Here is a 24,352-nt window from a genome sequence, read left to right on the forward strand (position 1 = left end):
AAAGAGAGCTGATTATTCAAACTCTATTTTCCCGAAAACCCACTGAACAGTTATAATTCCGCAAATTTTGCAGTGCTCACGTTTTTTCAGACATACCAAGGTAACCCAAATGCGCCCTAGCGGAAGAACGGCAGACCAATTACGTGATGTAAACATCACCCGCAACTATACCAAACACGCAGAAGGATCTGTGCTCGTTGAGTTTGGCGATACCAAAGTCATCTGTACCGCGTCGGTCGAACGCGGTGTACCCCGGTTTCTCAAAGGAACCGGCCAGGGCTGGATCACCGCCGAGTACGGCATGCTACCTCGGTCCACCACGGAACGGATGGGGAGGGAAGCCTCCAGAGGCAAGCAGGGCGGCAGGACGCTGGAGATTCAACGCCTGATCGGCCGTGCCTTGCGTGCGGCGGTAGACATGAAAAAGCTCGGTGAAAACACCATTAATATTGACTGTGATGTGATTCAGGCCGACGGTGGCACACGCACAGCCTCAATTACCGGAGCCTGTGTGGCACTAGTGGATGCACTGCGCTATATGCAGGAGAAGAAGATGGTCAAAAGTGATCCTTTCCTGCACATGATTGCCGCCGTTTCCGTGGGAATCTACAAAGGCAGCCCGGTTCTTGACCTTGATTATCCTGAGGACTCCAGTGCCGAAACGGACATGAACGTTGTGATGACCGATGCTGGCGGCTTTATCGAGGTCCAGGGAACGGCAGAAGCAGCCCCTTTCAGCCAGAATGAAATGCTGGCGATGATGGCCTTGGCACGATCCGGTATTGAGGAAATTATCGAGTTACAGAAAAAAGCGTTAGCAGAATGACACTTTACTGCCTGCCCTTTTGCTTGAGCTATTTTTAATAGAACCCGGCTATATGCCGGGTTCTTACTCTGTAACAGGTCAGCAGTATGATTATTGCACTCATTGGTTCCCATGGAACGGGTAAAACAACGCTCTGCAACGCTCTGGTGAAAGAGCTTGGGAGTGAATGGTCGCTGTTCAGCGACTATTACCGGAAAATCGCAAAACATCTGAAGTATAAGACGCCCCGCGATGCAATAGTTGAAGATCAGGCAATCCGTCAGGTGACTTCCACGGCCATGGCGGGATCGGCACTGGGTGCCATGCTTGAGTGGACAGACAATCTGCAAGGTCATGGCATTATCGATACAGGCCCTCCGTCATTACTTGCCTACCATCGATATTGGCTGAAAATATGCGAGACTCCTATCAGCCCTTATATGCTCAAGCTGGCCAACGCCATTAGCCAGAAAATTGATGCTTACTGCTATCTGCCAACAGGAAAATTTGCACTGGAGAGTGACGGCATTCGCAGTGACGATATCATCTTCCAGAAAGATATTGATCAGTGGGTACTGTGCAACACCGTCGATCCCGGAATATCTGAAAAAAAGATCCTGATGATAGAAAGTACTGATATTGAAGAAAGAACCGATGAATGTATCCAGATGATCCAAAGCTTCATCAGAAAATAACAGTACATTAATCTTTTCTTAATTAATTGATGAAATATCCCGACTAGTGCTTGGTTTCAATGAGTTTGACGGGTTGTCGTGCCTCCGGACTCTGATAGATCGTACCAAGCCCCCTTCGACTCCGCTCAGGGTGAACGGAGATTGTACACTTCAAACCCATTGAAACCATGTACTAACGCCCGTATCAACTTCACGAACACTCATTTTACGACAAAGTACCCAATGTCCTGTTTACTCTGTCGGGCGGGCCATTTTACTGGCGTGCGGAAGAGTATCATCGCTATTTGCTGGTCGTTTTCGAGTATCGTTGCCTGAGTTAGCTATAAAGCCCGGGCCTGAACTGCTGCCAGCTTGGTTATTCTGGTGATACTCCGGGGAGTATTGAGGGGTAAGCTTGAATTTCTCACAAACCCATGGGTTATTAATCATCCTGAAAAAGTTGGTATCCGGTACATACGTCAGTTGTTTACCGCACTCTTTGACCAATGCTTCCATGTTGTTTGATGTTTTTATGTACGATAAAACCGATAAGATCCTGCTGCTTTGCGACCAGGCACGCAATAAACTTTCCGAAGAGATCTCCACCTGGTGGATTTTCTGATCCCGTTTTGCAAGTTGATGCATATTCAGGCAGCCAACAATTACAGAAGACAGCGCTTCTGGATCCAGGCCTGAAGACATCAGGCTCGCCCTGAATTCAAATGCGAACTGCAAATAAAACAGACATGCCTCAGGGCCAGGTATGGGCATTTGGGCGTGGCGATGGGTCAATGCTGTTCTAAGGGTTTGTTTGTCACCAGCGGCCAGCATGCCAGCAGCGCGTTTATCGTCCAGCATCATACTGACCAGCTCTGAGTCAGGGTCGGTCATTTGTGCCAGTACCCGGGTCATTTTTGCCTGCAGGACACCACGGATTTCCTGTACGCCGGATTCATCCCCCGGAAACACTCTGTTAGCCTCAATATCGATAATTGTTTGTGGGGAACTCAAGTCGAATAGTTGGGGTGCCGGGGGGTATAGACCCAGAGCATTCTGATAGGCTAACTGATGTCTGAACAGGTTGAGGGCTTGAGTTGTTTTTTCCACTGCAGCAGCGTTATCAAAGAGGGTCTGGTTTTTCAGAATATAGTTCTTGACCGCAGCTTTCCGGTCACTGTTCAGGTTTTCGTACGGGATGGTGATTCGCGTTGTTTCATAAACCAGGTTTTTCTTCAGACGTTTCGATGCTTCAATATTCCATCCCTCTACCATCAGAGTTTCCAGGCTGTTAATGCACTCACCCAAATATTGAAGGCCTCCTCCTTCCAGCCTGCCCTCCGTTTTACCGATAGGCATTTGCACATTAATGGCCGTGGCGATGGCACATTCGGCAATAAATCTTTTGCCCTGCTCTTTGGCAATGCATTTGGACAAGCCAAATTTAGCCAGCAAGGTAGTCTCAATCAATGGAAAATTAATCAATGACGCATTTGTTCTGATAATTTTGATTTTTCGGGACAACTCCTCCTGGCATACTTTCGTTCTTTGGTGAGGAAAACAGGTGTTATATAAATAACGGGGAGCAATAAGTTTCACCTCCTTTCCAAGGTGATTGATAGCACTTGTTTCTGTTTGCGTGGCTACATCCCGAGTCTGAACGACAGGACAGAATGACTGAGCGGGTTTGGGTTGAATATTCATGGCAACCAGCACTCCTGAATTAACCTGCCAGCATTTTTTAACTGTGATATTGACTGTGTGTCTATTTAAAAAGTTCCATACACAACGGGCTGCAAATCGACATATTACAGAGTGATCGGTCAAACCAGATACTTTATTCTTTTTTATTCACTAACAATAAAAAAAGGAGATTGCCAACGTCGTTGACTCTCTCCTTTTTCAGCAATGTTCCCATTTATCCGGGAACAACAAAATGATGAATCAGGTTCAGAAAATAGTCAGAACCCCAGCTCCCAGTCATAATCAATGATGACCGGTGCATGGGATGAGAAGGCCTGACCCTTGTAGATACCGCCATTCAGCACGCGGTGACGCATGCCCGGAGTGATAATCTGGTAATCAATGCGCATGCCAACATTGTCATGGCGCAGATACTCATCTTGCCACCAGCTGTACTTGCCCGCCTCCCGGTCAACCTCACGGTAAGCATCAAAGAACCCCATATCACCCAGCAGACCTTCCATCCAGCCACGTTCCGCCTGATTGAAACCTGAAACCTCCTGGGCATCACGCCAGTTAGCCACATCAATCTTGCGGTGTGCAATGTTCCAGGTGCCACACATAAGGAACTCACGACGCTTACGACGTTGTTTGCTTAAGTGGTGGGAATAGCCGTCCAGGAAACGGTACTTGAAATTCAGGTTTTCTTCAGTGTCACCTTCCGGTACGTACAGGCTGACAAGACTGATCTTGTCAAAGTCTGCCTGAAGGTAACGGCCGGTTTCATCAACCTCAGGAATACCAAGGCCACTGATAATAGCCTTGGGAGCATGACGGGTATAGATGGCTACACCGCCTCGCTCAACCCTGTTGTAACCACTGAAAGCATAACCAAAGTAGCCATCAAGAAAATACTGATCCTCAATCACCTGCTCGTCTTCACGAGTATCCTGCAGACAGATAAGGTCAGCATCCTGCTCCAGGAGCCAGTCAAACAGGCCTTTTTCCCGTGCGCTTTTAATGCCTTCGCAATTTAAACTGATAACTCTCATCGAATACACCTTACCAGGCCGTTTACATGCTCTGGCATTAAGTAAGCTTGTTACCTCGGCAAGACAGTAACCGGAAAAACAGAAACTGAAGACCTGCAAAACCATTTGAGCAAATCTCAGCCTGAGCAGCAGTTGCTTTGATCAGGATGAACGACGGCTAAAGTCTAAGCTTTTCAAGGATACAGTTACTCAACCGGGATTAACCCTGCATCAACTGTACGACAGAGTTGGTAAGAGCCCTCACCCCTATTATAAGGCATGATTAACATTCTTATGGTACGGTTGAACACAGAAATTTCTGGATTATATCGGACAAATGATAACGGGTCGCCTCCCGTATGTTTATCCGCATAAATCCGGTCTCTTCTGCAGCAGCCTGCAGTTCTGACGAAGTGACACCTGACGGTTTCCGTAATTTCACACCTGCTGACCGGGATGCAACCAATATTATAAATTGCACAATATCTCTGAAATAACACCTCACACAGGGGATTTAGGGTCGTATATTGGTATAAGATCAGCCCTTGAGTCCGGCACTACGGGCATATAGCGAACAGGACCCTCCCGATGCATCAGTACCAAAAAGAATTTCTGGATTTCGCCATTGAGCAGCAAGTACTCCGTTTTGGAGAGTTCACCCTGAAGTCCGGAAGAAAATCTCCCTACTTCTTTAATGCCGGGTTATTCCATAGCGGTGAAGCCATCAGCAAACTCGGTCAGTTTTATGCCTCAGCCATGGTCAATGCCGGGCTTGAATTTGACCTGCTGTTTGGGCCCGCCTACAAAGGCATCCCATTGGCCACTGCGACCGCCGTCGCATTGTTTGAAAAGCATAACCGGAATGTGCCGTGGTGCTTCAATCGCAAGGAGGCCAAAGATCACGGCGAAGGAGGGAATATTGTCGGTGCGCCCCTGGAAGGGCGAGTCGTGATTGTTGATGATGTTATCACGGCAGGCACAGCGATTCGTGAAGTGATGACCATTATTGAGCAAACAGACGCGACGCCCGCAGCCGTTGTGGTCGCCATGGATCGTCAGGAAAAAGGGCAAGGGGAGTCTTCAACGCCAGGAGAGTCCGCAACGCTAAAAGAGCTTTCTGCCATCCAGGAAGTAGAGCGTGATTTCAATATTCCGGTGTTGAGTATTGTTTCCCTGTCTGACTTGCTTGAGTATAGTGAACATCATCCGGAGATCCGCCGATACGCACCGGAAATTAAAGCCTATAGAGATGCCTATGGAGTATGAGGTCGTCATTATACTGTTTGTTAAAGTGCGACCGTAGCCAATCTGGCTGCGGCGCAGGATCTATAAAAATATAGAAATATTGACGACAAGCGTCTGCTGATAAAAAAAGTATTTTAGCTAATAAGAAACTGACACGGCCGGGGGAGGCACACGTGATTAGCTTTAAGTTAAATGGACAAACGGTAAATGTCGACGCACCGGGAGATACACCGTTGCTCTGGGTGGTTCGTGAACATTTGACCATGAAAGGCACAAAATTCGGTTGCGGTATGGGCTTATGTGGTGCCTGTAGCATGCTAATCGATGGTGTGAGTACCCGAACCTGCATCATGCCGGTTCAAGCCGTGGCCAATCGACATATCACCACCATTGAAGGCCTTGGTAACCCACAAATGATGTCCACTTTGCAGAACGCTTGGGTTGAAGCCGACGTTCCCCAGTGTGGCTATTGCCAAAGTGGGCAAATCATCAGTGCTACCGCATTGCTGAGCCAGAACAACAACCCCAGTGACAGCGATATCGACATCGCCATGAGCGGCAATATCTGCCGATGCGGCACCTATCCCAATGTAAAAAAAGCCATCAAAAATGCAGCGGCAGATTTAAGAAATGGCAAAGGCCGTTTGCAAGCGGTTCAGGTATTTGATCCAACGGCAACTGCATCACCGGAGACACAGGAGGTGCAGTCATGAGTGTCATTGAACAACCACTAACGCAAAACAAACAGACATTAGAAAACAGCTCCCGCCGTAGCTTTCTCAAAAAAATGGGCATTGTCGGTGGTGGTTTAGTGGTGGGAATTCCACTGACGGGCTGTGCCAGTGTTAAATTTCCCAATGCCATGGATGGTGATTTGCAACCCAATGCATTGCTGCAAATTACCGCCAATAATGACATTTATTTTTATCTTCCCCGTTCCGAAATGGGCCAGGGCGTATACACGGGCCTGACCACCATGCTGGCGGAAGAACTCGACGTTCATCCGGGTAAAATCCAGGTTAAAAATGTTGGCGCTCACGAAGAATATGCAAACCCGGAATATGGACTGCAACTGACCGGTGGTAGCAACAGCATTCGTGTGCATTTTATTCCGCTGCGGCAAATGGCTGCAAATGTCCGTATGGTTATTCGACAGGCGGCCGCACAAGTACTTCAACTGCCGCTGGATCAAATTCAAACGGATAACGGCATGATTGTCGCCAATGGTAAAAAGCTGCCTTACGGTGACTTTACCAAAGTGGCTGCTCATTTGAGTCTTCCTGAAGAGACACCGCTCAAGAAAAAAGCAGACTTCAAATACATTGGTAAACACTCAAAACGTTTGGACGCCGTAGCGAAAAGCACAGGCTCAGCGGAATTTGGTCTGGACGTGGAGTTTGCTGGCCTGCACCGGGCGGCATTAAAACGCTGCCCCGTATCGGGTGGCACCGTGAAAAACTTTGATGATAGCAAAGTGAAAAGCCTGCCCGGCGTCAAAGCCGTGGTCAGCATCTTTAACGGTGTGGCCGTGGTAGCGGATCATTACTATCAGGCAAAAGCCGCCTTGCCTGTGCTGGACGTACAATGGGAATTACCGGAGACCCTGTCTGACTTTTCCAGTGACTCCACTGAAGCAGGCAACGGCAAACAATTATTTAAAGCTGCATTGGATAGCGATGAATCCGATAATGCACACAAAGAAGGCAACGGTCGTGATGCATTAAAAACCTCTGATACGGTTGTGTCCGGAGAGTATTGGGCCCCCTACCTGGCCCACGCCACAATGGAGCCGATGAATTGCACGGCGAAATTCACCGGTAATAAATTAGAAATCTGGACAGGCTGCCAAAACCCGGGTGTTGCTGCCAAATTAGCCGCCTTTTACGGTGATGTAGCAAAAGACGATGTAACTGTTCACAGTACGTTCCTGGGAGGAGGGTTCGGACGTCGTATCTCAAGCGATTATGTTGCAGAAGCCGTTTCCATAGCCAAAGCATCGGGTTTTCCGGTGCAACTGATCTGGAGCCGTGAAGACGATACAAAACGCGATTATTATCGTCCTGCATCCATGGCTGAATTTCAGGTTGGCCTGGATAAAGACGGTAATATTGACAGCTGGAACGTTAAGCGCTCCGGTCCAAACATCCTGCCCTATACCATCGACGAAGTGACCGATGCCATGATGCCGGGATTCCTGCCGGATGGCATGGTTGATTGGATCAGTAAAGCGGGTTATGGCCTGTTTGACGGCTGGACGGTCGATCCTACTTCCGTCGAAGGCTTATTCGAAGATTATGATGCCAACCATAAATCCGTTGACCACGTGACGGTTGATCCGGGGCTACCGGTAGGTTTCTGGCGCAGTGTTGGTCACTCATTCAGTGGCTTCTTTAAAGAAAGCATGATGGATGAAGTGGCCATTTCGCAACAACAAGACCCTGTCGCCTATCGCCTGAAACACTTAAAAAGTAATCCTCGACTGGCGAACACGCTGAAGCTGGCAGCCGAAAAAGCGGGATGGGGAAAATCCTTGCCTGAAGGTCACTATCACGGCGTAGCCGTTCATGCTTCGTTCCTGTCTTACGTGACTCAAATCGCAGAGGTGTCGGTGAACAACGGTCAAATTAAAGTTCACAAAGTGACCTGTGTGCTGGATTGCGGCTTGGCGGTTAACCCTGAAATCGTTATCCAGCAAATGGAAAGTGGCATCCTGTTTGGCTTAACCGCTGCCCTTTACGGTGAGATCACCGTTAAAGACGGTGCAGTGGTGCAAAGTAACTTCCATGATTACCCGATACTGCGAATGAATGAATCACCAGACATTGAGGTAGTCATTGTAGAAAGTGATGAAGCACCAACGGGTGTCGGTGAACCCGGTTTACCGCCCATTGCCGGTGCCGTGGGCAATGCCATCTTTGCCGCAACGGGTAAGCGTTTAAGAAGCTTGCCTCTTAAACTGAGTTAATTTGAGTGTGGTGCTTCGTCCCTTGCTCTCTGAGGGACGAGGACCAGTTATGCGCAAAGGTTTAATTAAAACAATATGCAAGATTCACAATTAGAAGTATTAAATGGTTGTTTATCCTGCCTTGAGCAAGGCGAGAACATTACCCTCGTCAGTGTGGCTAAAACCTGGGGTACCTCCCCCCGCCCGGTAGGCTCCCTTTTAGCGGTAAGTTCTTCTGGTCGTTTTTTTGGCAGTGTCAGTGGCGGTTGTGTTGAAGAAGATTTGATCGAACAGCTAGCCCAACACCCGGTCAGATTTGTACAAAAAATCATGTACGGAGAAACGGCCGAAGAGCGTCACCGTTTTGGATTGCCTTGTGGCGGTGCTTTAGAACTGATGGCGGAACCTCTCAATGACATTAAAGACGTTGAATGTCTGATTGATCATATTGCAACCAGAAAAACCTGCTTAAGAAAGGTAAGCCTGGAAACGGGTCAGGTGACTTATCTTACCTGGCAGCAACAGGCACCCGAGCTGTCACCAACCCACTGGCAAAACGTATTTGGCCCAACCTGGCGATTAATGGTGATTGGTGCCGGTGAAACTGGCCGATATCTGGCCGAATTTGCCCAGGGCCTTGGGTTTGAAGTGTTGGTTAGTGATCCCAGGCCTGATTATCGGAGCAACTGGCCCTTAAAAGACTTACCGCTGTTACAAGGTTTTCCTGACGATATCATTCAGGATTTAAACGTGGATGTTCGTACAGCCATTGTCGCCGTCGCCCATGACCCGAAAGTAGACGACATGGCGTTACTCACCGCCTTAAAAAGCGATGCCTTCTATGTTGGTGCCCTTGGCTCGAAACTCAACAACCAGGAACGCCGCGCACGCCTCAGGGAACACTTTGATTTCACTGAAGCTGAAGTTAACCAACTCCATGGCCCAGTGGGATTAAATATCGGCAGTAAATCCCCGGCTGAAATTGCGCTGTCTATTCTTGCTGAAATCACAGCCATTAAAAATGGCATACAGCCCGGTAAGGCATTGGAAAAGAAAGAAGATCAAATCAGTCAGACGGCCGCCTGTGACATCCGTTAGCATTTCAGCATCGAACCCTGGCGAGAAAATAACGGCGGTTATTTTAGCCGCCGGTAAAGGTACGCGATTTAACGGCCATAAAATGATGCATGATATTAACGGCATCCCTATGGCCATCCGCAGTGCATTGAATGCTCAGCACCATGTTCATCACGTTTTAGTTATCGTCAGACCGCAGGATCACCGCCTTAAACGTGCACTGGATAAATACCGGCTTGCCTACACGGACAACCCTGATTTTGAACAAGGTATGAGTTCATCCATTGTGCAAGCCATTGACCATATTCCTGACGATCAACATATCCTTCTCTGCCTGGGAGACATGCCCCACATCGAACCTGATACTTACCAGCGCCTTATTGCAGGTTTTAGAAAACATAAATTCAATAAAATCATCAGGCCGATCTATCAATCTGAAGATCCGATTCCGGCTCACCCCGTGTTATTTCCCGCATCTCTTCAGGCAGATTTGAAGTTACTCAGTGGTGATGCAGGTGCTAAATCTATTCTTAAGATCCACCAGCCGATTTTGCTGGAAACATCTGACGAAGGCGTGATCAAGGATATTGATTACTATACCGGTCATAACGAAATAGTTGGTCAGGTATCCGGTGCCTGACCATGGCCAGACACCAGGAAAACCAGAACTTATCTGAACGCCGCCGCAGAAAGAATTAGCCATTGATCCGCCCAGTTTTCCGTGGGCTTGCGCTTGAATTCACTGCGAACATACTGGGCAATCCGGCCTTCGGCAGCAGCCAGCATCAGATTTGCAGTTACGCTGACGGTCAGGCGGGGTCGCACACCTTCCTTGATTTCCGCTTCACGTAACGTCTGCTTGAGTTGTGTCTCCAGACGGTCAAACAGCTGAGTCACACGCTGGCGCAACCGCTCGGTCTCACCAGCCAATGCATCCCCGGTCAGGATACGGGTCAAGCCGGGGTTTTTCTCACAGAAGCCAATCAGCAACAGCAGGATCTTTTCACACCGTGCAGTCACATGGGGCTCTTCAGAAAGAATCAGCGAGATTCGGGAAAACAGCGTCTCCTCAATAAACTCGATCAGCCCTTCAAACATTTTTGCCTTGCTCGGGAAGTGACGGTACAGGGCCGCTTCGGAAACACCCACCGCTCTGGCCAGGGCCGAGGTGGTAATCCGGTTACCCGGAGCCGTCTCCAGCATATGAGCCAGGGCTTCCAGAATCTGCTGCTTGCGAGAAATTTTCTGAGACATATCCATTATGAGTACTAAGCACTATCTCCGGTTATCAGGGTGCCCACTCCCCGGTCAGTTAACAGTTCAAGCAGAACGGCATGTGGCACCCGGCCGTCAATGATGTGCGCTGTTTTTACACCGCACTTCACGGCATTAAGCGCGCATTGTATCTTGGGAAGCATACCGCCATAAATAGTTCCGTCAGCAATTAATGCTTCGACCTGCTCTGAGTTCAGTCCGGTCAGCAGGTTGTCATCCTTATCCAGCAGGCCTGCCGTATTGGTCAGTAACAACAGTTTTTCTGCCACCAGCTCTTCGGCCAGGCGTCCAGCAACCAGGTCAGCGTTGATATTGTAGGAGGCACCGGCATCATCCACCCCGATAGGCGCAACCACCGGAATAAAATCGGAGTTTTGCAGCATGGTGATAATGTCGGTGTCGATGGATTCCACTTCGCCCACCTGACCAATATCAATAATCTCCCGTGCGGTTATTTCCGGGGTCATCTCGGTCACCAGCAACCGTTTGGCACGAATAAATCGACCATCCTTGCCGGTAACACCAACGGCCCGCCCGCCATTGTTATTGATAAGTGTCACTATCTCCTTGTTCACCAGTCCGCCCAATACCATCTGTACCACATCCATGGTATTGGAGTCGGTAACTCGCATGCCCTGCACAAACCGGCTTTCGATGTTCAGCCGTTTCAGCATGTCGCCTATCTGTGGACCGCCACCGTGAACCACCACAGGATTAATACCCACCGCCTTCAGCAAGACCACGCCCTGGGCAAAGCTGTTTTTCAGTTCGTCGTTTTCCATGGCATTGCCACCGTATTTAACGACGACGGTCTTACCGGCATAGCGTTGCAAATAGGGCAGTGCCTCGGTCAGAACCGTGGCGATTTCCTGAGAGGATAAAGCAGGCTTATCCATGACTCCTCCTGCGTTGCTCTTACTGATTGAGCATGGTGTCCGGGCCTGTTGACTGCAGGCTCAATTTGAACTGGCAACGTAACATCAACAGGCCCTGGTTATTTTTTATTGGTGGCGGCCTGGCACAATCAGCCACGCCCTGGTGACAAAAAGCCGTAATCAGTGGGTTCCGGAGTGCCCAAAGCCTCCGGCACCGCGGTCACTCTCGTCAAAGCTTGCCACAATCTCCAGTCGGGCCTGAACCACGGGAACCAGTATTAACTGGGCAATACGCTCCCCCGGCTGAATCGTGAACGTGGTATTTCCCCGGTTCCAGCAGGAGACCATCAGCTGCCCCTGGTAGTCAGAGTCAATCAGTCCCACAAGATTACCCAGAACGATGCCATGCTTATGACCCAGTCCGGAGCGGGGAAGGATCATCGCCGCCAGGGACGGGTCTTCAATGTGGATGGCCATACCGGTAGGCAGCAACTGGGTTTGACCCGGCTCCAGGCTCATAGGTTGATCAAGACAGGCTCGCAGATCAATACCTGCTGAGCCTTCTGTGGCATATTCCGGCAATGGAAACTCTGTGCCCAGCCGTGGATCCAGAATACGGGTTTTCAGTGTTCTCATGTCGTTTAATTCCCTGTGTATTTACCGTGAAATGCCTTTCAAGGCTGTTCAACTGTCTCAGTTTTGGGCTGTTGGCTTTTCCACTTTCTGAAACGGCGGGCAACAATTTGCAGCAGCTTGCGGGACACCACTTTTTTCGATGCTCTTGGTAATGGCTCTTCCAGCGCTTCGCCGATGACAGTGACTTCATTGCTGTCGCTGCTGAAGCCAATCTCCCGGTCACCCACATCATTGGCCACCACCAGATTCATCTTCTTGCGGCGCAGCTTATCCGCAGCGTAGCCCAGTACATTGTGCGTCTCTGCGGCAAAACCCACCACAAAGGGCGGTGTGTCCAGAGCGGAGACCGAAGCAATAATATCGGGGTTCCGTACCAGTTTAATCTCCAGGGTTTCACTGCCATTGTCAGGGTCTTTCTTGATCTTTTCCCGGGCAACCTCGGCAGGGCGATAGTCACTGACAGCAGCACAACCGATAAAGATATCCACATCGGCTATCCGGTCATGAACCGCCTGATGCATATCCCTGGCACTGACCACATCCACCCGCCGGACCCGATCCGGTGTGTCCAGATTCACCGGGCCACTGATCAGGGTAACCGTTGCCCCGGATGCAACAGCCGCTTCGGCAATGGCAAAGCCCATTTTTCCGGAACTGTGGTTGGAAATATACCGAACCGGATCAATATCTTCGCGGGTGCCGCCAGCGGTGATCATGATATTCACCCCGGTGAGAATATCATGGCTGAACAGCCCCGATGTTTTTTCCACAATCAGCTCAGGGTCTAGCATCCTGCCCGGGCCGATATCACCACAGGCCTGGCTGCCATCGCCCGGGCCAAACAAATGGATATTCCGCTCCAGCAGCTCTTCGCAATTTCGCTGGGTCACACTATCACGCCACATCCCCTGGTTCATGGCCGGTGCCAGGCAGATAGGTGCACTGGTGGCCAGGCACAAAGTGGTTAACAGATCATCCGCATGGCCACCGGCCAGTCGTGCAATAAAGTCAGCCGTGGCAGGGGCAATCAGAACCACATCCGCCCAGCGGGCCAGTTCGATATGCCCCATGGCCGCTTCCGCCCCGGTGTCGAGCAGATCCAGATGCACCGGGTTGTGAGACAGTGCCTGCAGGGTTAACGGGGTAATAAACTCACAGGCGGCACTGGTCATGACCACACGGACATCAGCCCCCAGTTTGGTCAGCAGACGAATCAGCTCTGCACTCTTATAAGCAGCAATGCCACCGGTAACACCAAGAACAATGCGTTTGTTACTTAGCTGTTGCATTTTTTGCAAATTTCCTCAGGGAATTAAACCGGCAATTTTTTGTCTGAGTAGTCAGGAACCGCACAGAACGCCATGGGCTACTCACCATAAATCCGCTCCATCATAGCAGTGAATAGCTGACGGTATAACCACCATAAAAGCCCGGAGTCATCATTTGCTACCAAGAGAAAAGATACTGGCCATGGGCCCTTCAGCCCTCACTGAAGCGGAGCTATTGGCACTGCTGTTAAGAACGGGTTGCCAGGGTATGAACGTGATGGAACTGGCCAGCCATCTGCTGGAACAGTTTGGTGGCCTGGAAAAACTGCTGACCACCCGCCATCAGCATCTTATGTCCGTTAAAGGCCTTGGGCCTGCCAAAGCTACGCAGCTCAGCGCTACCCTGGAGCTTTGCCGAAGGGTACTGCGTGAAAAGGTAGCCAACTCCGATGTTATCTCCAGCCCGGAGTCAACCCGGGAGTACCTGCAGCTGCACTTCCAGGGTCTTCAGCGAGAGCAGTTTGCCTGTCTTTTTCTGGACACCCGGCACCGGGTTATTACGCTGGAAACACTCTTTCAGGGCACCTTGAACACAGCCACCGTTCATCCCAGGGAGGTGGTGAAACAGGCGCTGGCGTTGAATGCGGCATCACTGATTCTCTGTCACAACCACCCATCGGGCGATCCTGAGCCCAGTCAGGCTGACATTCGCATTACCCAGCGGTTGAAAGAGGCGTTGCAACTGGTGGATATTCAGGTGCTGGATCATATGATTGTGGGACAGGGAAAGATACTATCCATGGCGGAACGAGGGCTGGTTTAGCTTTCCATGCTCAGCAGTGAAACCTAATCATCAGACTCCAGGTGCTCGTCACCGTCATAAATGTCATCGGGCTCAGGTGCAAGAAACCACTCATCCAGTTTCATAGAGAGCTGATCAACACCGGTTTTCTTGAGGGAAGAGAATAACTGAACACTCACCTGTGGGAATCGGGACAGATCCTTTTTGAGGCTGTTCAGAACCTGTTTGGCGGCCCCCTGTTTCAGTTTGTCCGCCTTGGTGAGCAGTATGTGCAGCGGTAAGTTTGCACTTACACTCCAGTTAAGCATCATCTGATCGAACTCTTTCATCGGATGACGAATATCCATCAACAGCACCAGGCCAACCAGCGCCTCGCGACGCTCCAGATAATCGGTCATGTGATGCTGCCACTCCTGCTTCATGGCTTCAGGCACTTTGGCATAACCATAGCCCGGAAGATCCACCAGAAAGACACCATCCTGCACGTCAAAGAAGTTGATGAGCTGGGTTCTTCCCGGCGTCTTACTGGTACGAGCCAGTTTGTTGGAACCCGTCAGCGCATTCAGGGCGCTGGACTTTCCTGCATTAGAGCGACCTGCAAAGGCCACTTCACGACCTTCATTCTCCGGACACTGGCTCAGCCTGGCCGCGCTCTTGTAAAAAGAGGCCTGGCGGTAATTTAATGAAGATCTGGTATCACTCATGGGGTTTCATCTATTCCAGTAATCTTTGCTGATTGCCAATAAGTAGTTAACCAAATGAAATCATATATTTCTGACTAAGTTGTCAGTCACTCTGCGGCGTTGCAACTCCGGTCACATAGCTACGGCTATGCTCCCTACGTTGCGCCTTGCATAGCAACTGCCCACTTAGCCAGAAATATACGATTCCATTTGGCCAACTACTTAAGCCGGTGATAAATAAGCACGGGACTCAATAAATCACGTAAAAGAGATCAGCAAACGGGCAACGGGAGCCTGTCCGACTCCCGGGTATCACTTCCAACGGATCGATATCGCTCTGCCTGTACCGGTCGCCGGTTGAGTAGTTTATACTATCGTCGTTCAAGGTACATGCCGTCATGTCACCTGATGCTGAAACAGACAGAAAGCAGATGCGAATCTCTGTATGGGTCTTGTTTCGCTAAACAATAAAAGCTGTCAGGTCTGATGAATAATAACAGCCATTTAAGGCAAACGCCGTAACTGGGTCAGGTAATGAAAAAAGTCATTCTCACTCTGGTAATTTCTTTGGGGATAACGGGCATCGCCTTTGCCAAAGGCGATGCAGCAGCAGGCAAGAGCAAAGCAACGACCTGCGCCGCCTGCCATGGTGCCACAGGGATCAGTCTTGCTCCAAACTGGCCAAATCTCGCCGGTCAGGGGGAGCGTTACCTGATCAAACAGATCACTGAAATCAAGGACGGCACACGCTCTGTGCCAGAGATGATGCCCTTCGTCAGCGCTCTGACCACGCAGGATATTGCTGACCTGGCGGCTTACTTTGCCAGTCAGCCAGCCCCTCAGGGAGCAACTGACACCAAGTATGTCACATTGGGTCAAGCACTTTACCGTGGTGGGGATGCCAAGAAAGGTATTCCGGCCTGCTCCAGCTGTCACTCTCCCACGGGTAAGGGTAACTTCCTGGCGGGCTTCCCCTTACTGGCGGGCCAGAATGCAGAGTACACCGCCAAGCAGCTGCGTGACCTTCGTGAAGGTGATCGAACCAACGATGGTGACACCAAAATCATGAGAACCATTGCCGAGAAGATGAGCAATAAAGAGATCGAAGCGGTTTCTCACTACATCAGCGGTCTTCGTTGATCGTTTTTTATCCCTGATTAATGACAGAAGCCTGAGCTTTACCGGCTTCTGTCATTTTCCTCTCATACAAACCTGCCTGCTTGATCAGACTTCCTTTTCGTCAGATGCTGGCGTAATGTGTCGTCTATAAAGCGCCATATCCCTGAATAACAATGAAAAATAGAGGACTCTCGTATGATAAAAAAAACGAAGGGTATATTAGGTATCGCTGCATTCCTGGGCATCGCCACGGTCGCAGCGGGTTATCTGTTCAGTGATACCCAACACAGTCAGGAAGTGATCGTTACTCAAAATACCCCGGTAGCTCAGGCCAGCACGACCACGCACTCAGCAGCCGGTGATACCTCATCAGCGTCAGTCATCACTCAATCCGGTACACCGCAATTATTTCAGCCAGGCCAGCACTATCGGGTTTTATCCAATCCGGTTACCACGGACGCCATACCGGAGAAAGTGGAGGTGGTCTCCATATTCTGGTACGGATGCCCCCACTGTTACGCACTTGAGCCCAGGATTGAACAGTGGCAACAGACCTTGCCTGGCGATGTTGAGTTTATTCGAACGCCCGGTTTCTTCGGCCCTAACCTTTGGCAGACCCACGCCCGGCTTTACTATACTGTGCGCAATTTGGGACTGGAAGAGCAGGTTCATGCCGGTATCTTCAGTGAAATACAGAACCGCCGAAATCAGCTCAAGGACAGTGAACAAATGGCCGAGTTCCTGAATCGGGAGTTTGGTGTTGAACCTGAAGCGTTTAATAAAGCGTTCAAGGGTTTCGGTGTTAATAATCAGCTGCAAAAAGCCTTCTCCAAACTGAAAGGCTACAGGTTGTCTGGTGTACCCGCCATCGTGATTGATGGGCGCTATGTGGTTGAGCCCGGGCTGGCTGGATCACTGGCTAATATGCCGGTGATTGCCGACTACCTGATCCGGAAAGTTAAACAGGATCGAAAAGGCTAGGAGGCTCCTAGTGCATGGTTTCAATGAGTTTGACGGGTTGTCGTGCCTCCGCACTCCGTTCGTCCTGAGCCTGTCGAAGGACCCATAGGGCCTAAAGGCGGAAACTCCGGACTCTGATAGATCGTGCCAAGCACCCTTCGACTCCGCTCAGGGTGAACGGAGATTGTTCAGAAACCATGTGCTAGAGACATTGCAGCAGTGGTTAAATGTCATACATTTTGGCTTTTAACCACTTTCATTTGGTAAATCATCGATCATTCTTTGCAGGAAGTCGGATAAAAGGCCTGTAATATCTGTCTATCAGTTTCCCTTGTCCATTTCTGGCGGTAAAGCACTATGCCCATTCGAACCCTCACAGGTGCCATTCGACGACGTTTACACCGGCAGCGTTGTCAGTACCGTTCCGGGCATATTCATCACTCGGCACCGGGCGGGCCCCCGCGTCGGCTCAACAAAAAGACCCTCAAGCTGCTCAGCTTTAATATTCAGGTGGGCATCAATACTCAGCAATACCGCCATTATCTGACCCGCAGCTGGCAGCATATTCTGCCTCACGCCAAACGCCAGGCGACCCTTGACCGGATTGCCAGTGTTCTTCCTGACTTTGACCTTGTTGCCTTGCAGGAAGCTGACGGTGGCAGTATTCGCAGCAGCTTTATTAACCAGACTGAATATCTGGCTCTCAAAGGACACTTCCCTTACTGGTATCACCAGATCAACCGCAACCTTGGCAAGCTGGCACAACACAGTAATGGCTTTCTTAGCCGGTTTGAGCCTCTATCGCTGGAAGACCATAAACTGCCCGGTCTGATTCCCGGCCGGGGTGCCATTGTCGCCCGCTTTGGCAACCCTGAGGAGCCTCTTACGGTGGTGATGATGCATCTGGCCCTGAGCAAAAGGACCCGAAATATCCAGCTTTCCTATATCCGTGATGTTGTGCAGCACAATCAGCATGTGGTGCTGATGGGGGATATGAACACCCACGCGGATCAATTACTCAATGACTCACCGCTGAAAAATACCTCCCTTCATGCGGCACACTGGGGGCAAAATACCTTTCCCAGCTGGCAACCCAAGCGTTCTCTGGATCATATTCTGATCAGCCCATCCCTGATTGTTAATCGATTTGGCGTTATCGATATGCCTATCACGGACCATTTGCCGGTATCTGTGGAAATCCGGGTGCCTGACTCCGTATTGAGCAAAGTGTGATTCATCGAAATAGGGCTGAACCTTCTCAGGCTCTGTTGGCAGGGTATATGAACAATGCTGGTCGACTACCACAAGGCAGGAAAAAATAAAAAAGGCCCGATATCAAGGGGGAAGTAAGGAGGGAGATATCGGGCCTCGAAAAAAAAGCCATCACTGTTTCAGTGAAGGGGAGTCATTCCAGAAGGTGCATCTTACCTGACACACATTATTTGCCTATCAGTAAAAAACCCGCACCGGGTACGTAATGAATCTTTAACCGCTTCGGAATAAACCCACTGTCTGGTTGCCTTCGGTAGACCCTGTAAAATCGATATAATGAGGCCACGCTTTTGTCAGCGCGGATACCATCAAACACGGAGACTCAATGATGAGCCCTATCAAGCTGGGTGTTTTTGGCTCAGCATTTGACCCACCAACACTTGGGCATCTGGATGTGTTACAACAGGCAGCCACCTGCCATGACTGCATCCTGCTGGTTCCCAGTGCCTTTCATGCTTTTGACAAAAACCCTCTGCCATTCGGCCTCCGTCTGCAGATGCTGCAATGCTTTATTGATGAAGCAGAGGCTGGCTGCCCCCTGGAGGTATGTGACCTGGAGGCAGAACTGCTGGAACAGAATCCCGGCAGGCCGGTATACACCTATGACCTGATGGCAGCCTTGACCAGTCAGTACCGGGATAAAGCCACACTGTCCTTCATCAGAGGGCCGGATAATGCCAGGCCTGAAACCTGGAACCGATTTTATAAATCGCAGGAAATTGAGGAAACGTGGCCGATCTTTACCGCCACTGAACGGGTGGCCATCCGCAGCAGTAATGTCCGCAATATTCTTGAATCCGCAAAAATAGCCGATGATCTTCAGCAGGGGTTGAATATGCTGCTACCTTCTGTTCAGGCGTTTATTATCAATAACAACTTATACCAGACAGGGAACCCATGAAGCTTTCAGGTCTTGATGCCCGCGATGTACAGGTTCAGGAAGAGGCAAAGGTTTATTCAGGCTTTCTGAAGCTCTTTAAATACACGATTACGCATCGGCTCTTTAACGGGGGAATCAGCCGTCCCCTGATCCGTGAAGCCACCGTCAGGCCACCCTCTGTGGGCGTTATATTGTTTGATCCGGTGCATGACCAGGTGGTTCTGGTGGAGCAATTCCGCATGGGGCCTTTTTTGAGCGACGATGACCCCTGGTTGCTGGAGGTGGTTGCCGGTATCAGTGAGCCTGGCGAAACCCTGGAAGAAGTTGCCCTGCGCGAAGTAGAGGAAGAAACCGGTTATCAGATTACCTCGTTAATGCCGGTCTCGGATTTCTATGTCAGCCCCGGTGCCAGTAACGAAAAACTCAAGCTGTTCTGTGGTCTGGTAGATGCCACGGCTGCTGGCGGCATTTTTGGTGTTGCCGATGAAGGGGAGGATATCAAGGTTCATGTTCTTCCCTTCCAGGAAGCTTATGATATGGTGGAAGACGGAAGGATTGCCAATGCTCCAGCGGTCATTGCACTGCAATGGCTTAAGCTGCATCACCATGAGTTATGCCAACATGAAAAATAACGTCTTCCCAACCTGGCTCCGGCAACGGTATGCCTTTATCTTTATTGTCAGCTTTTTTGCGGTGACGCTCGCTGGATGCCAGACGAACGGCAAGATGTTCCCTGAGCTTAAGCAGGAAAAGCTCACAAAGGATAATAATTGGACCGTATTACCCTTTATCAGCCACGCTAAAGTGCCATACGAGGATCTTATTCAGCTTGAACGTATGTTGTTGGTCCAACTGCCCTCGAAAGGTATAAAAAACCCTGCAATTTATCACTTACCTAAAACTTTCTCGGTTCCAGATTACCTTTCCGAGGTCTTCCAGGTTGAGCAAGCGCGCGTGTGGGCCATCAGTCAACACATCAAGTACTCCATATCTGCTGAAATTCTTGAATGGCACTATGACCAGCAGAACCGTTTTTCCACAGCTCTGAGTTTGAAAGTTAATGATTTATCATCGGGAGACCTGGTTTGGAGCATAGATGGCCTGGGAGAAGGGCGACCTGGTGAAGCGGCCTACGATGTGAGCCGCAAACTGATTGCTGACCTGGTGGCTGCCATGCCGCTTCAATAAGTACAGCGGCACCGGAAAACGGATACCAATTAATCAAAAACGAGAGAAAAGGACATGCTCTACGTACTCAGGGATGATAACAATCAGGTGTGTGCCGTTTCAGAGAAACCGCTGTCCAATGAGTGGCAACAGGCCGGGATGGACGACGAAAGCCTGATGCTCTTTCTGCACAATAATCCGGAAATCAGCTCCGGCATCATGGTGTCTTCCGATGCCGATTTTATCCGGGTACTTGAGGATGTGATTGATCTATTAATTGATAAGCAGATCATCCAGTTCACTGAGTTTCCGGATGTCGTTCAGGCAAAACTGCTCCATCGTCGCAGATATCGTGAAAGTCTCAGGAGTAATGCGGATACTACGCAGCTTCTGGAAGACGGTGATGACAGCATCTTTTAATTGAAAATCGGCGATCGTCAGAGTCAGATGGCTTTCATATGAATTCTTAATGCCTGGTCAGCAGGCTATCTTTCCGCCGAAATCATCCCCGGTGGAGTCATTCGGGCATTGATGGTTGGCCAGTTTTCCGGCCAGCGGCTCTGGGTTTCCATTGATATATTGGGCACCATCAGCGTTGTTTCATCAATCCGTTCCGGAAACAAGATCCCGTCCAGGTGATCAATTTCATGCAGCATAACTCTGGCGGCAAACCCATCCAGAATGAAAGCGGAATATCGGGCACGGCGGGATAACGTGATTTCGTCTCTTCAGTCACGCCTATGCACAATACCCTTGCTCCCCAGCCAATCTGAGGCGCGGCAATACCAATACCGTTTGCCTCAATTTGCCTGTTACGCAGAGTCTGGAGATTGTGCTGGAAATCATCGGTCAATATATCATCAACACACACCTGTTGATGTTGCTGAAAAAGCAGGGGGTCACCCATGATGACCAGATCCGGGCTATCAGGCAAACGCATCATGACAAGAACCACTCCACATCTGGTTACGATCAATCAGTGTAACTTAATGAACCCGCAGAACGGTGAAAATTCCACTGAAGCACTGATCAGCATCAGGCAAAATATGATTTCATAGCGACTTCTACTTATAATTGCTGCTCAATTTACGTTTATTAAGCACCATGAACAGAACTTATCGCTTACTTGTTTCCTGCCCGGACGCTACAGGCATCGTAGCCACCGTCAGTGACTTTATCGCCAGACACGGCGGCTGGATTGTTGAAGCCAATCATCACTCTGATCCAGTGACCGGGCGCTTTTACATGCGCAACGAAATCAAAGCGGACAGTCTGCCTTTTTCTCTGGATGAATTTAAACATCATTTCACCCCTGTTGCTGAAAAACTCAGTCTGGACTGGCGCATCAATGACTCAGGAGTTCCCCAGCGTGTTGCCCTTCTGGCCAGCAAAGAGGCCCACTGCCTGTCTGACCTGCTTTACCGCTGGCGAAGTGGCGACCTGAACATGGAAATACCCTGTGTCATCTCCAATCATGAAGATTTGCGCAGCTATGTGGAGTGGCACGGTATTCCCTATCACCATGTACCTGTGGGTAAAGGGGATAAGGCATCGGCCTTTGAGGCAATGACATCACTGCTGGAACAGTACAGTGTTGATACAATTGTACTTGCACGCTATATGCAAATTTTGCCCCCGCAACTGTGTGAGCAGTATGCCGACCGTGTCATTAATATCCATCACAGCTTTCTGCCTTCCTTTGTGGGTGCCAAGCCCTACCATCAGGCCTACGAGCGAGGCGTTAAGCTGGTGGGTGCCACCTGCCACTACGTGACGGAAATCCTTGATGCGGGCCCGATCATCGAGCAGGACGTCATCCGGGTTGGGCATCACCACCTGCCAGAAGATATGGTGCGTTTAGGAAAGGATGTCGAGAAAAGTGTACTGGCGCGGGGATTGAGATATCACATCGAAGACCGGGTTATTGTTGATGGCAGCAAGACCATTATTTTAGGATAGTGCTATACGATTGCCACCATCCTGTGGATAAGCTGTGAAAGTCTGTGCATAAGCTATGAATACACAGGGTATAACTAATCCATGACGCAGATATCGCTCAGGGAAGAGTCATGAAACTACAGTCCTGCCCCTGTTGCCGGGGTAAAGCCATATTTGCCGACCTGATTATCGGCAAAGGCAGTCAACGGGTGAAAATGTGGCAGGTCAGCTGCAGTGGCTGTGGTTTATCCACAGAAATGGATGAAGATAAAAGATATGTGGCAAAACGCTGGAATCTTCGCCAGGAGTACGCAAACCTGAAAATGTGGGTAACATTGCTGGCAGCCCTGCTGCCAGCGTCGATCATCATCAGTCTGCTGCTTGGCAACCTGATGGGTATCAGCCTGATCAGCTGAGTTTATCACTCTTCTTCACCGTACCCTGAATACAACTGGTGATGTTGTCCACAAGCTGGTTGATAAACGTTGCATAGCTTTCAGGTCCGGATTGAATATTTTCTGCTAGTGGGTCAAGCACACCAACCTGGACGGAAAGCCCTTCTGTCAGCCGCTCAATATAAGCAGGCTGGAACTGTGGCTCCCGGAAAATGCAAGCTGACCCCGCTTTGTTCAACTGCCCTTTCAGGCTTACCAGATGCCGAGCCCCGGGTTGCTGCTCAGGATTCAGGGTGAAATAGCCGGCGACTTCCAAACCATACTGCTCTTGTAAATAACCGTAGGCATTATGAAAAACGAAAAATGGCTGCCTGCCTGATTGTTGCACTTTTTGACCGTTGCGCACGTCCGTCTGGTCCATGCTGTTCAGAAACAGAGCAAGATTACGCTGATAGCGAGACTGGTTAACCTTGTCCACAGACATCAACACCCGGGCCATCTCTCTGGCAATAACCCTGGCGTTATCGGTGCTCAACCAGATATGAGGGTCATAGTCACCATGATCGTGATGCTCTCCATGCTCGTGAATATGGTGCTCATGCTCTTCACTGCTGCGCAGGCGAATACCGTGCATGTCCATCGCAGATACGGCTTTTACCCCCTTTGCCGAGGCCAGCATTTTGGGCAGGAAAGTCTCCATTGAAGGGCCTACCCAGAAAATGACATCCGCATTTCTTAACTTGCGGGCATCAGAGGGCTTGAGGCTATGGCTATGGGGCGAACTTCCCGGAGGCAACAATACCTCAGTATGAGTCACCCCCTCCGTCACCGCCTGGGCAATCAGCTGCAATGGCTTGATGCTGGCCAGAACTTTTGGTGATTCTGCACGCGCACAAAAGCTGGCAGTCATTAGCAACACTGATATCAGCAACTGTTTAATGGGGACAAACTGCATACGAAAACCGCTTCTTTTGGAAAGCGTTATAATATAACACTTCAATCTAAAAAAGGATCCCTACATTCATAGTTCAGAACCAAGATCTCAGTTAGCTTTTTCTGAACCGTAGTAATACTTACAGAAACATAAAAAGGAATAGTGAGTGAAAGTGGCAAGCAGGAAATCAAATGAACAATCCGGCGGGGATATTATGGTACTAACGTTCATTAAATCTATGGCAGGGTAGCATATTTTTGAATACGAACCCTCACCGAGGAGTAAGCAAAGGTTCGCAGTTTTTGAAGTGGTTAGATGCCTTCCCAGTAATCTTCCCCAAAGATGGCGCTGAGCCGTTTGTCTTCTTCCCGATCCTCAAGTGCTCTGCGGATTTGCAGGGAACGCTTGGAACCTTTCTGCTCAAGTTCAGGACGGATCAGGTGCTCATCCAGAATGAACTCTTTCTCGGCTTTTTTACCTTTTCCCATAACAGCATCCTCTTCTTGTATTTGTTATTAAATGATGCCTGATTACGATTACCAAAATATTAAATTAATGATCATACGACAACTACTCATGTCGTATAAAAATGTGCGATAAATCGCACAAATCAACCATTACAAGACCTCATGGCGCAGTTTCGCTAAACTCTCACTGTTCTGAAAAATACTCTCCCCATCACCAGGGGGCAT

General features: G+C 49.7%; 28 protein-coding genes. 17 read left to right on the forward strand and 11 right to left on the reverse strand.

The features are described from left to right. The first annotated feature begins 109 nt into the window (after positions 1-109). Together rph and ACO6UX_RS01630 are read left to right on the forward strand one after the other, a co-directional pair. A complete protein-coding gene (gene rph / locus ACO6UX_RS01625) occupies positions 110-826 on the forward strand; it encodes a ribonuclease PH (protein WP_163372308.1) in 717 nt (238 codons plus the stop codon). A gap of 86 nt (positions 827-912) precedes the next feature. After that, the gene (locus ACO6UX_RS01630; RefSeq protein ID WP_422444249.1) at positions 913-1,500 is read left to right on the forward strand and encodes an AAA family ATPase; all 588 of its coding nucleotides are present in this window, start codon (positions 913-915) and stop codon (positions 1,498-1,500) included. Positions 1,501-1,731: 231 nt separating this feature from the next. Here ACO6UX_RS01630 and ACO6UX_RS01635 read toward each other — a convergent pair whose 3' ends face one another. After that, entirely contained in the window at positions 1,732-3,180 is a 1,449-nt protein-coding gene (locus ACO6UX_RS01635; protein ID WP_422444251.1) for a hypothetical protein, read from the reverse strand. Positions 3,181-3,437: 257 nt separating this feature from the next. Next, the gene (locus tag ACO6UX_RS01640) at positions 3,438-4,211 is read right to left on the reverse strand and encodes an exodeoxyribonuclease III (RefSeq protein WP_422444253.1); all 774 of its coding nucleotides are present in this window, start codon (positions 4,209-4,211) and stop codon (positions 3,438-3,440) included. Between the two features lie 567 nt (positions 4,212-4,778). On the opposite strand from ACO6UX_RS01640, the gene pyrE reads away from it, so the two are divergent. From pyrE to ACO6UX_RS01665, 5 genes are all read left to right on the forward strand, one after another. Then, positions 4,779-5,456, forward strand: a complete 678-nt coding sequence (pyrE, locus tag ACO6UX_RS01645; RefSeq protein WP_422444255.1) for an orotate phosphoribosyltransferase — start codon at positions 4,779-4,781, stop codon at positions 5,454-5,456. Between the two features lie 152 nt (positions 5,457-5,608). Next, positions 5,609-6,148 (forward strand): (2Fe-2S)-binding protein, encoded by a 540-nt coding sequence (locus ACO6UX_RS01650; protein ID WP_163372303.1) that lies wholly within the window; start codon positions 5,609-5,611, stop codon positions 6,146-6,148. Next, positions 6,145-8,400, forward strand: a complete 2,256-nt coding sequence (locus tag ACO6UX_RS01655; RefSeq protein ID WP_422444257.1) for a molybdopterin cofactor-binding domain-containing protein — start codon at positions 6,145-6,147, stop codon at positions 8,398-8,400. Before ACO6UX_RS01650 ends, ACO6UX_RS01655 begins: the two co-directional genes overlap by 4 nt. A 75-nt stretch (positions 8,401-8,475) precedes the next feature. Beyond that, entirely contained in the window at positions 8,476-9,477 is a 1,002-nt protein-coding gene (locus ACO6UX_RS01660; protein ID WP_422444259.1) for an XdhC family protein, read from the forward strand. After that, positions 9,464-10,096, forward strand: a complete 633-nt coding sequence (locus ACO6UX_RS01665) for a nucleotidyltransferase family protein (protein WP_422444261.1) — start codon at positions 9,464-9,466, stop codon at positions 10,094-10,096. The genes ACO6UX_RS01660 and ACO6UX_RS01665 overlap by 14 nt, the downstream gene beginning before the upstream one ends. Positions 10,097-10,125: 29 nt before the next feature. On the opposite strand, the gene slmA is transcribed toward ACO6UX_RS01665, so the two are convergent. The 4 genes from slmA to coaBC all read right to left on the reverse strand — a co-directional run bounded on the left by slmA (position 10,126) and on the right by coaBC (position 13,531). Then, positions 10,126-10,716, reverse strand: a complete 591-nt coding sequence (gene slmA / locus ACO6UX_RS01670; protein ID WP_422444263.1) for a nucleoid occlusion factor SlmA — start codon at positions 10,714-10,716, stop codon at positions 10,126-10,128. Between the two features lie 8 nt (positions 10,717-10,724). Then, on the reverse strand, positions 10,725-11,627 hold the full coding sequence (gene argB / locus ACO6UX_RS01675; RefSeq protein WP_422444265.1) for an acetylglutamate kinase: 903 nt from the start codon (positions 11,625-11,627) through the stop codon (positions 10,725-10,727). Positions 11,628-11,786: 159 nt separating this feature from the next. Further along, complete coding sequence (gene dut, locus ACO6UX_RS01680) at positions 11,787-12,242, reverse strand: dUTP diphosphatase (RefSeq protein WP_422444267.1); 456 nt, start codon at positions 12,240-12,242, stop codon at positions 11,787-11,789. Positions 12,243-12,280: 38 nt separating this feature from the next. Next, positions 12,281-13,531, reverse strand: coding sequence for a bifunctional phosphopantothenoylcysteine decarboxylase/phosphopantothenate--cysteine ligase CoaBC (gene coaBC / locus ACO6UX_RS01685; RefSeq protein WP_422444269.1), 1,251 nt, complete (start codon positions 13,529-13,531; stop codon positions 12,281-12,283). Between the two features lie 154 nt (positions 13,532-13,685). Here coaBC and radC point away from each other — a divergent pair, with 154 nt between their 5' ends. Continuing rightward, positions 13,686-14,333 carry a RadC family protein gene (gene radC / locus ACO6UX_RS01690; protein WP_276508144.1) on the forward strand — a complete coding sequence of 216 codons (648 nt, stop codon included), beginning with the start codon at positions 13,686-13,688 and terminating at the stop codon, positions 14,331-14,333. Positions 14,334-14,356: 23 nt separating this feature from the next. Here the strand turns inward: radC and yihA are convergent, their stop codons facing one another. Further along, positions 14,357-15,016: a ribosome biogenesis GTP-binding protein YihA/YsxC gene (yihA, locus tag ACO6UX_RS01695; protein ID WP_422444272.1), complete on the reverse strand. Its 660-nt coding sequence runs from the start codon at positions 15,014-15,016 to the stop codon at positions 14,357-14,359. 513 nt (positions 15,017-15,529) lie between these two features. Here yihA and ACO6UX_RS01700 point away from each other — a divergent pair. From ACO6UX_RS01700 to ACO6UX_RS01730, 7 genes are all read left to right on the forward strand, one after another. After that, complete coding sequence (locus tag ACO6UX_RS01700) at positions 15,530-16,135, forward strand: c-type cytochrome (protein ID WP_422444274.1); 606 nt, start codon at positions 15,530-15,532, stop codon at positions 16,133-16,135. A gap of 174 nt (positions 16,136-16,309) precedes the next feature. Next, a complete protein-coding gene (locus ACO6UX_RS01705) occupies positions 16,310-17,095 on the forward strand; it encodes a thiol:disulfide interchange protein DsbA/DsbL (RefSeq protein ID WP_422444276.1) in 786 nt (261 codons plus the stop codon). 336 nt (positions 17,096-17,431) lie between these two features. After that, a complete protein-coding gene (locus ACO6UX_RS01710; protein ID WP_422444278.1) occupies positions 17,432-18,307 on the forward strand; it encodes an endonuclease/exonuclease/phosphatase family protein in 876 nt (291 codons plus the stop codon). 364 nt (positions 18,308-18,671) lie between these two features. Further along, on the forward strand, positions 18,672-19,247 hold the full coding sequence (locus ACO6UX_RS01715; RefSeq protein ID WP_422444280.1) for an adenylyltransferase/cytidyltransferase family protein: 576 nt from the start codon (positions 18,672-18,674) through the stop codon (positions 19,245-19,247). Next, entirely contained in the window at positions 19,244-19,858 is a 615-nt protein-coding gene (locus ACO6UX_RS01720; protein ID WP_422444282.1) for an NUDIX domain-containing protein, read from the forward strand. Before ACO6UX_RS01715 ends, ACO6UX_RS01720 begins: the two co-directional genes overlap by 4 nt. After that, positions 19,833-20,414: a hypothetical protein gene (locus tag ACO6UX_RS01725; protein WP_422444284.1), complete on the forward strand. Its 582-nt coding sequence runs from the start codon at positions 19,833-19,835 to the stop codon at positions 20,412-20,414. Before ACO6UX_RS01720 ends, ACO6UX_RS01725 begins: the two co-directional genes overlap by 26 nt. Before the next feature lie 54 nt (positions 20,415-20,468). Then, a complete protein-coding gene (locus ACO6UX_RS01730; RefSeq protein ID WP_422444286.1) occupies positions 20,469-20,813 on the forward strand; it encodes a hypothetical protein in 345 nt (114 codons plus the stop codon). A gap of 65 nt (positions 20,814-20,878) precedes the next feature. On the opposite strand, the gene ACO6UX_RS01735 is transcribed toward ACO6UX_RS01730, so the two are convergent. Further along, positions 20,879-21,049, reverse strand: coding sequence for a hypothetical protein (locus ACO6UX_RS01735; protein ID WP_422444288.1), 171 nt, complete (start codon positions 21,047-21,049; stop codon positions 20,879-20,881). Further along, on the reverse strand, positions 20,983-21,336 hold the full coding sequence (locus ACO6UX_RS01740) for a peptide deformylase (protein WP_422444290.1): 354 nt from the start codon (positions 21,334-21,336) through the stop codon (positions 20,983-20,985). The genes ACO6UX_RS01735 and ACO6UX_RS01740 overlap by 67 nt, the downstream gene beginning before the upstream one ends. A 161-nt stretch (positions 21,337-21,497) precedes the next feature. On the opposite strand from ACO6UX_RS01740, the gene purU reads away from it, so the two are divergent. Beyond that, positions 21,498-22,352 carry a formyltetrahydrofolate deformylase gene (purU, locus tag ACO6UX_RS01745; RefSeq protein ID WP_422444292.1) on the forward strand — a complete coding sequence of 285 codons (855 nt, stop codon included), beginning with the start codon at positions 21,498-21,500 and terminating at the stop codon, positions 22,350-22,352. Between the two features lie 110 nt (positions 22,353-22,462). Then, on the forward strand, positions 22,463-22,747 hold the full coding sequence (locus ACO6UX_RS01750) for a Lar family restriction alleviation protein (protein ID WP_163372288.1): 285 nt from the start codon (positions 22,463-22,465) through the stop codon (positions 22,745-22,747). Here the strand turns inward: ACO6UX_RS01750 and znuA are convergent. Together znuA and ACO6UX_RS01760 are read right to left on the reverse strand one after the other, a co-directional pair. After that, a complete protein-coding gene (gene znuA / locus ACO6UX_RS01755; RefSeq protein ID WP_422444295.1) occupies positions 22,740-23,681 on the reverse strand; it encodes a zinc ABC transporter substrate-binding protein ZnuA in 942 nt (313 codons plus the stop codon). The two genes, ACO6UX_RS01750 and znuA, sit on opposite strands and share 8 nt — an antisense overlap. 290 nt (positions 23,682-23,971) lie before the next feature. Further along, the gene (locus tag ACO6UX_RS01760; RefSeq protein WP_163372284.1) at positions 23,972-24,148 is read right to left on the reverse strand and encodes a hypothetical protein; all 177 of its coding nucleotides are present in this window, start codon (positions 24,146-24,148) and stop codon (positions 23,972-23,974) included. Positions 24,149-24,352: the final 204 nt, after the last annotated feature.

This window comes from Endozoicomonas sp. ALB091 (assembly GCF_049310265.1).
Lineage (GTDB): Bacteria > Pseudomonadota > Gammaproteobacteria > Pseudomonadales > Endozoicomonadaceae > Endozoicomonas.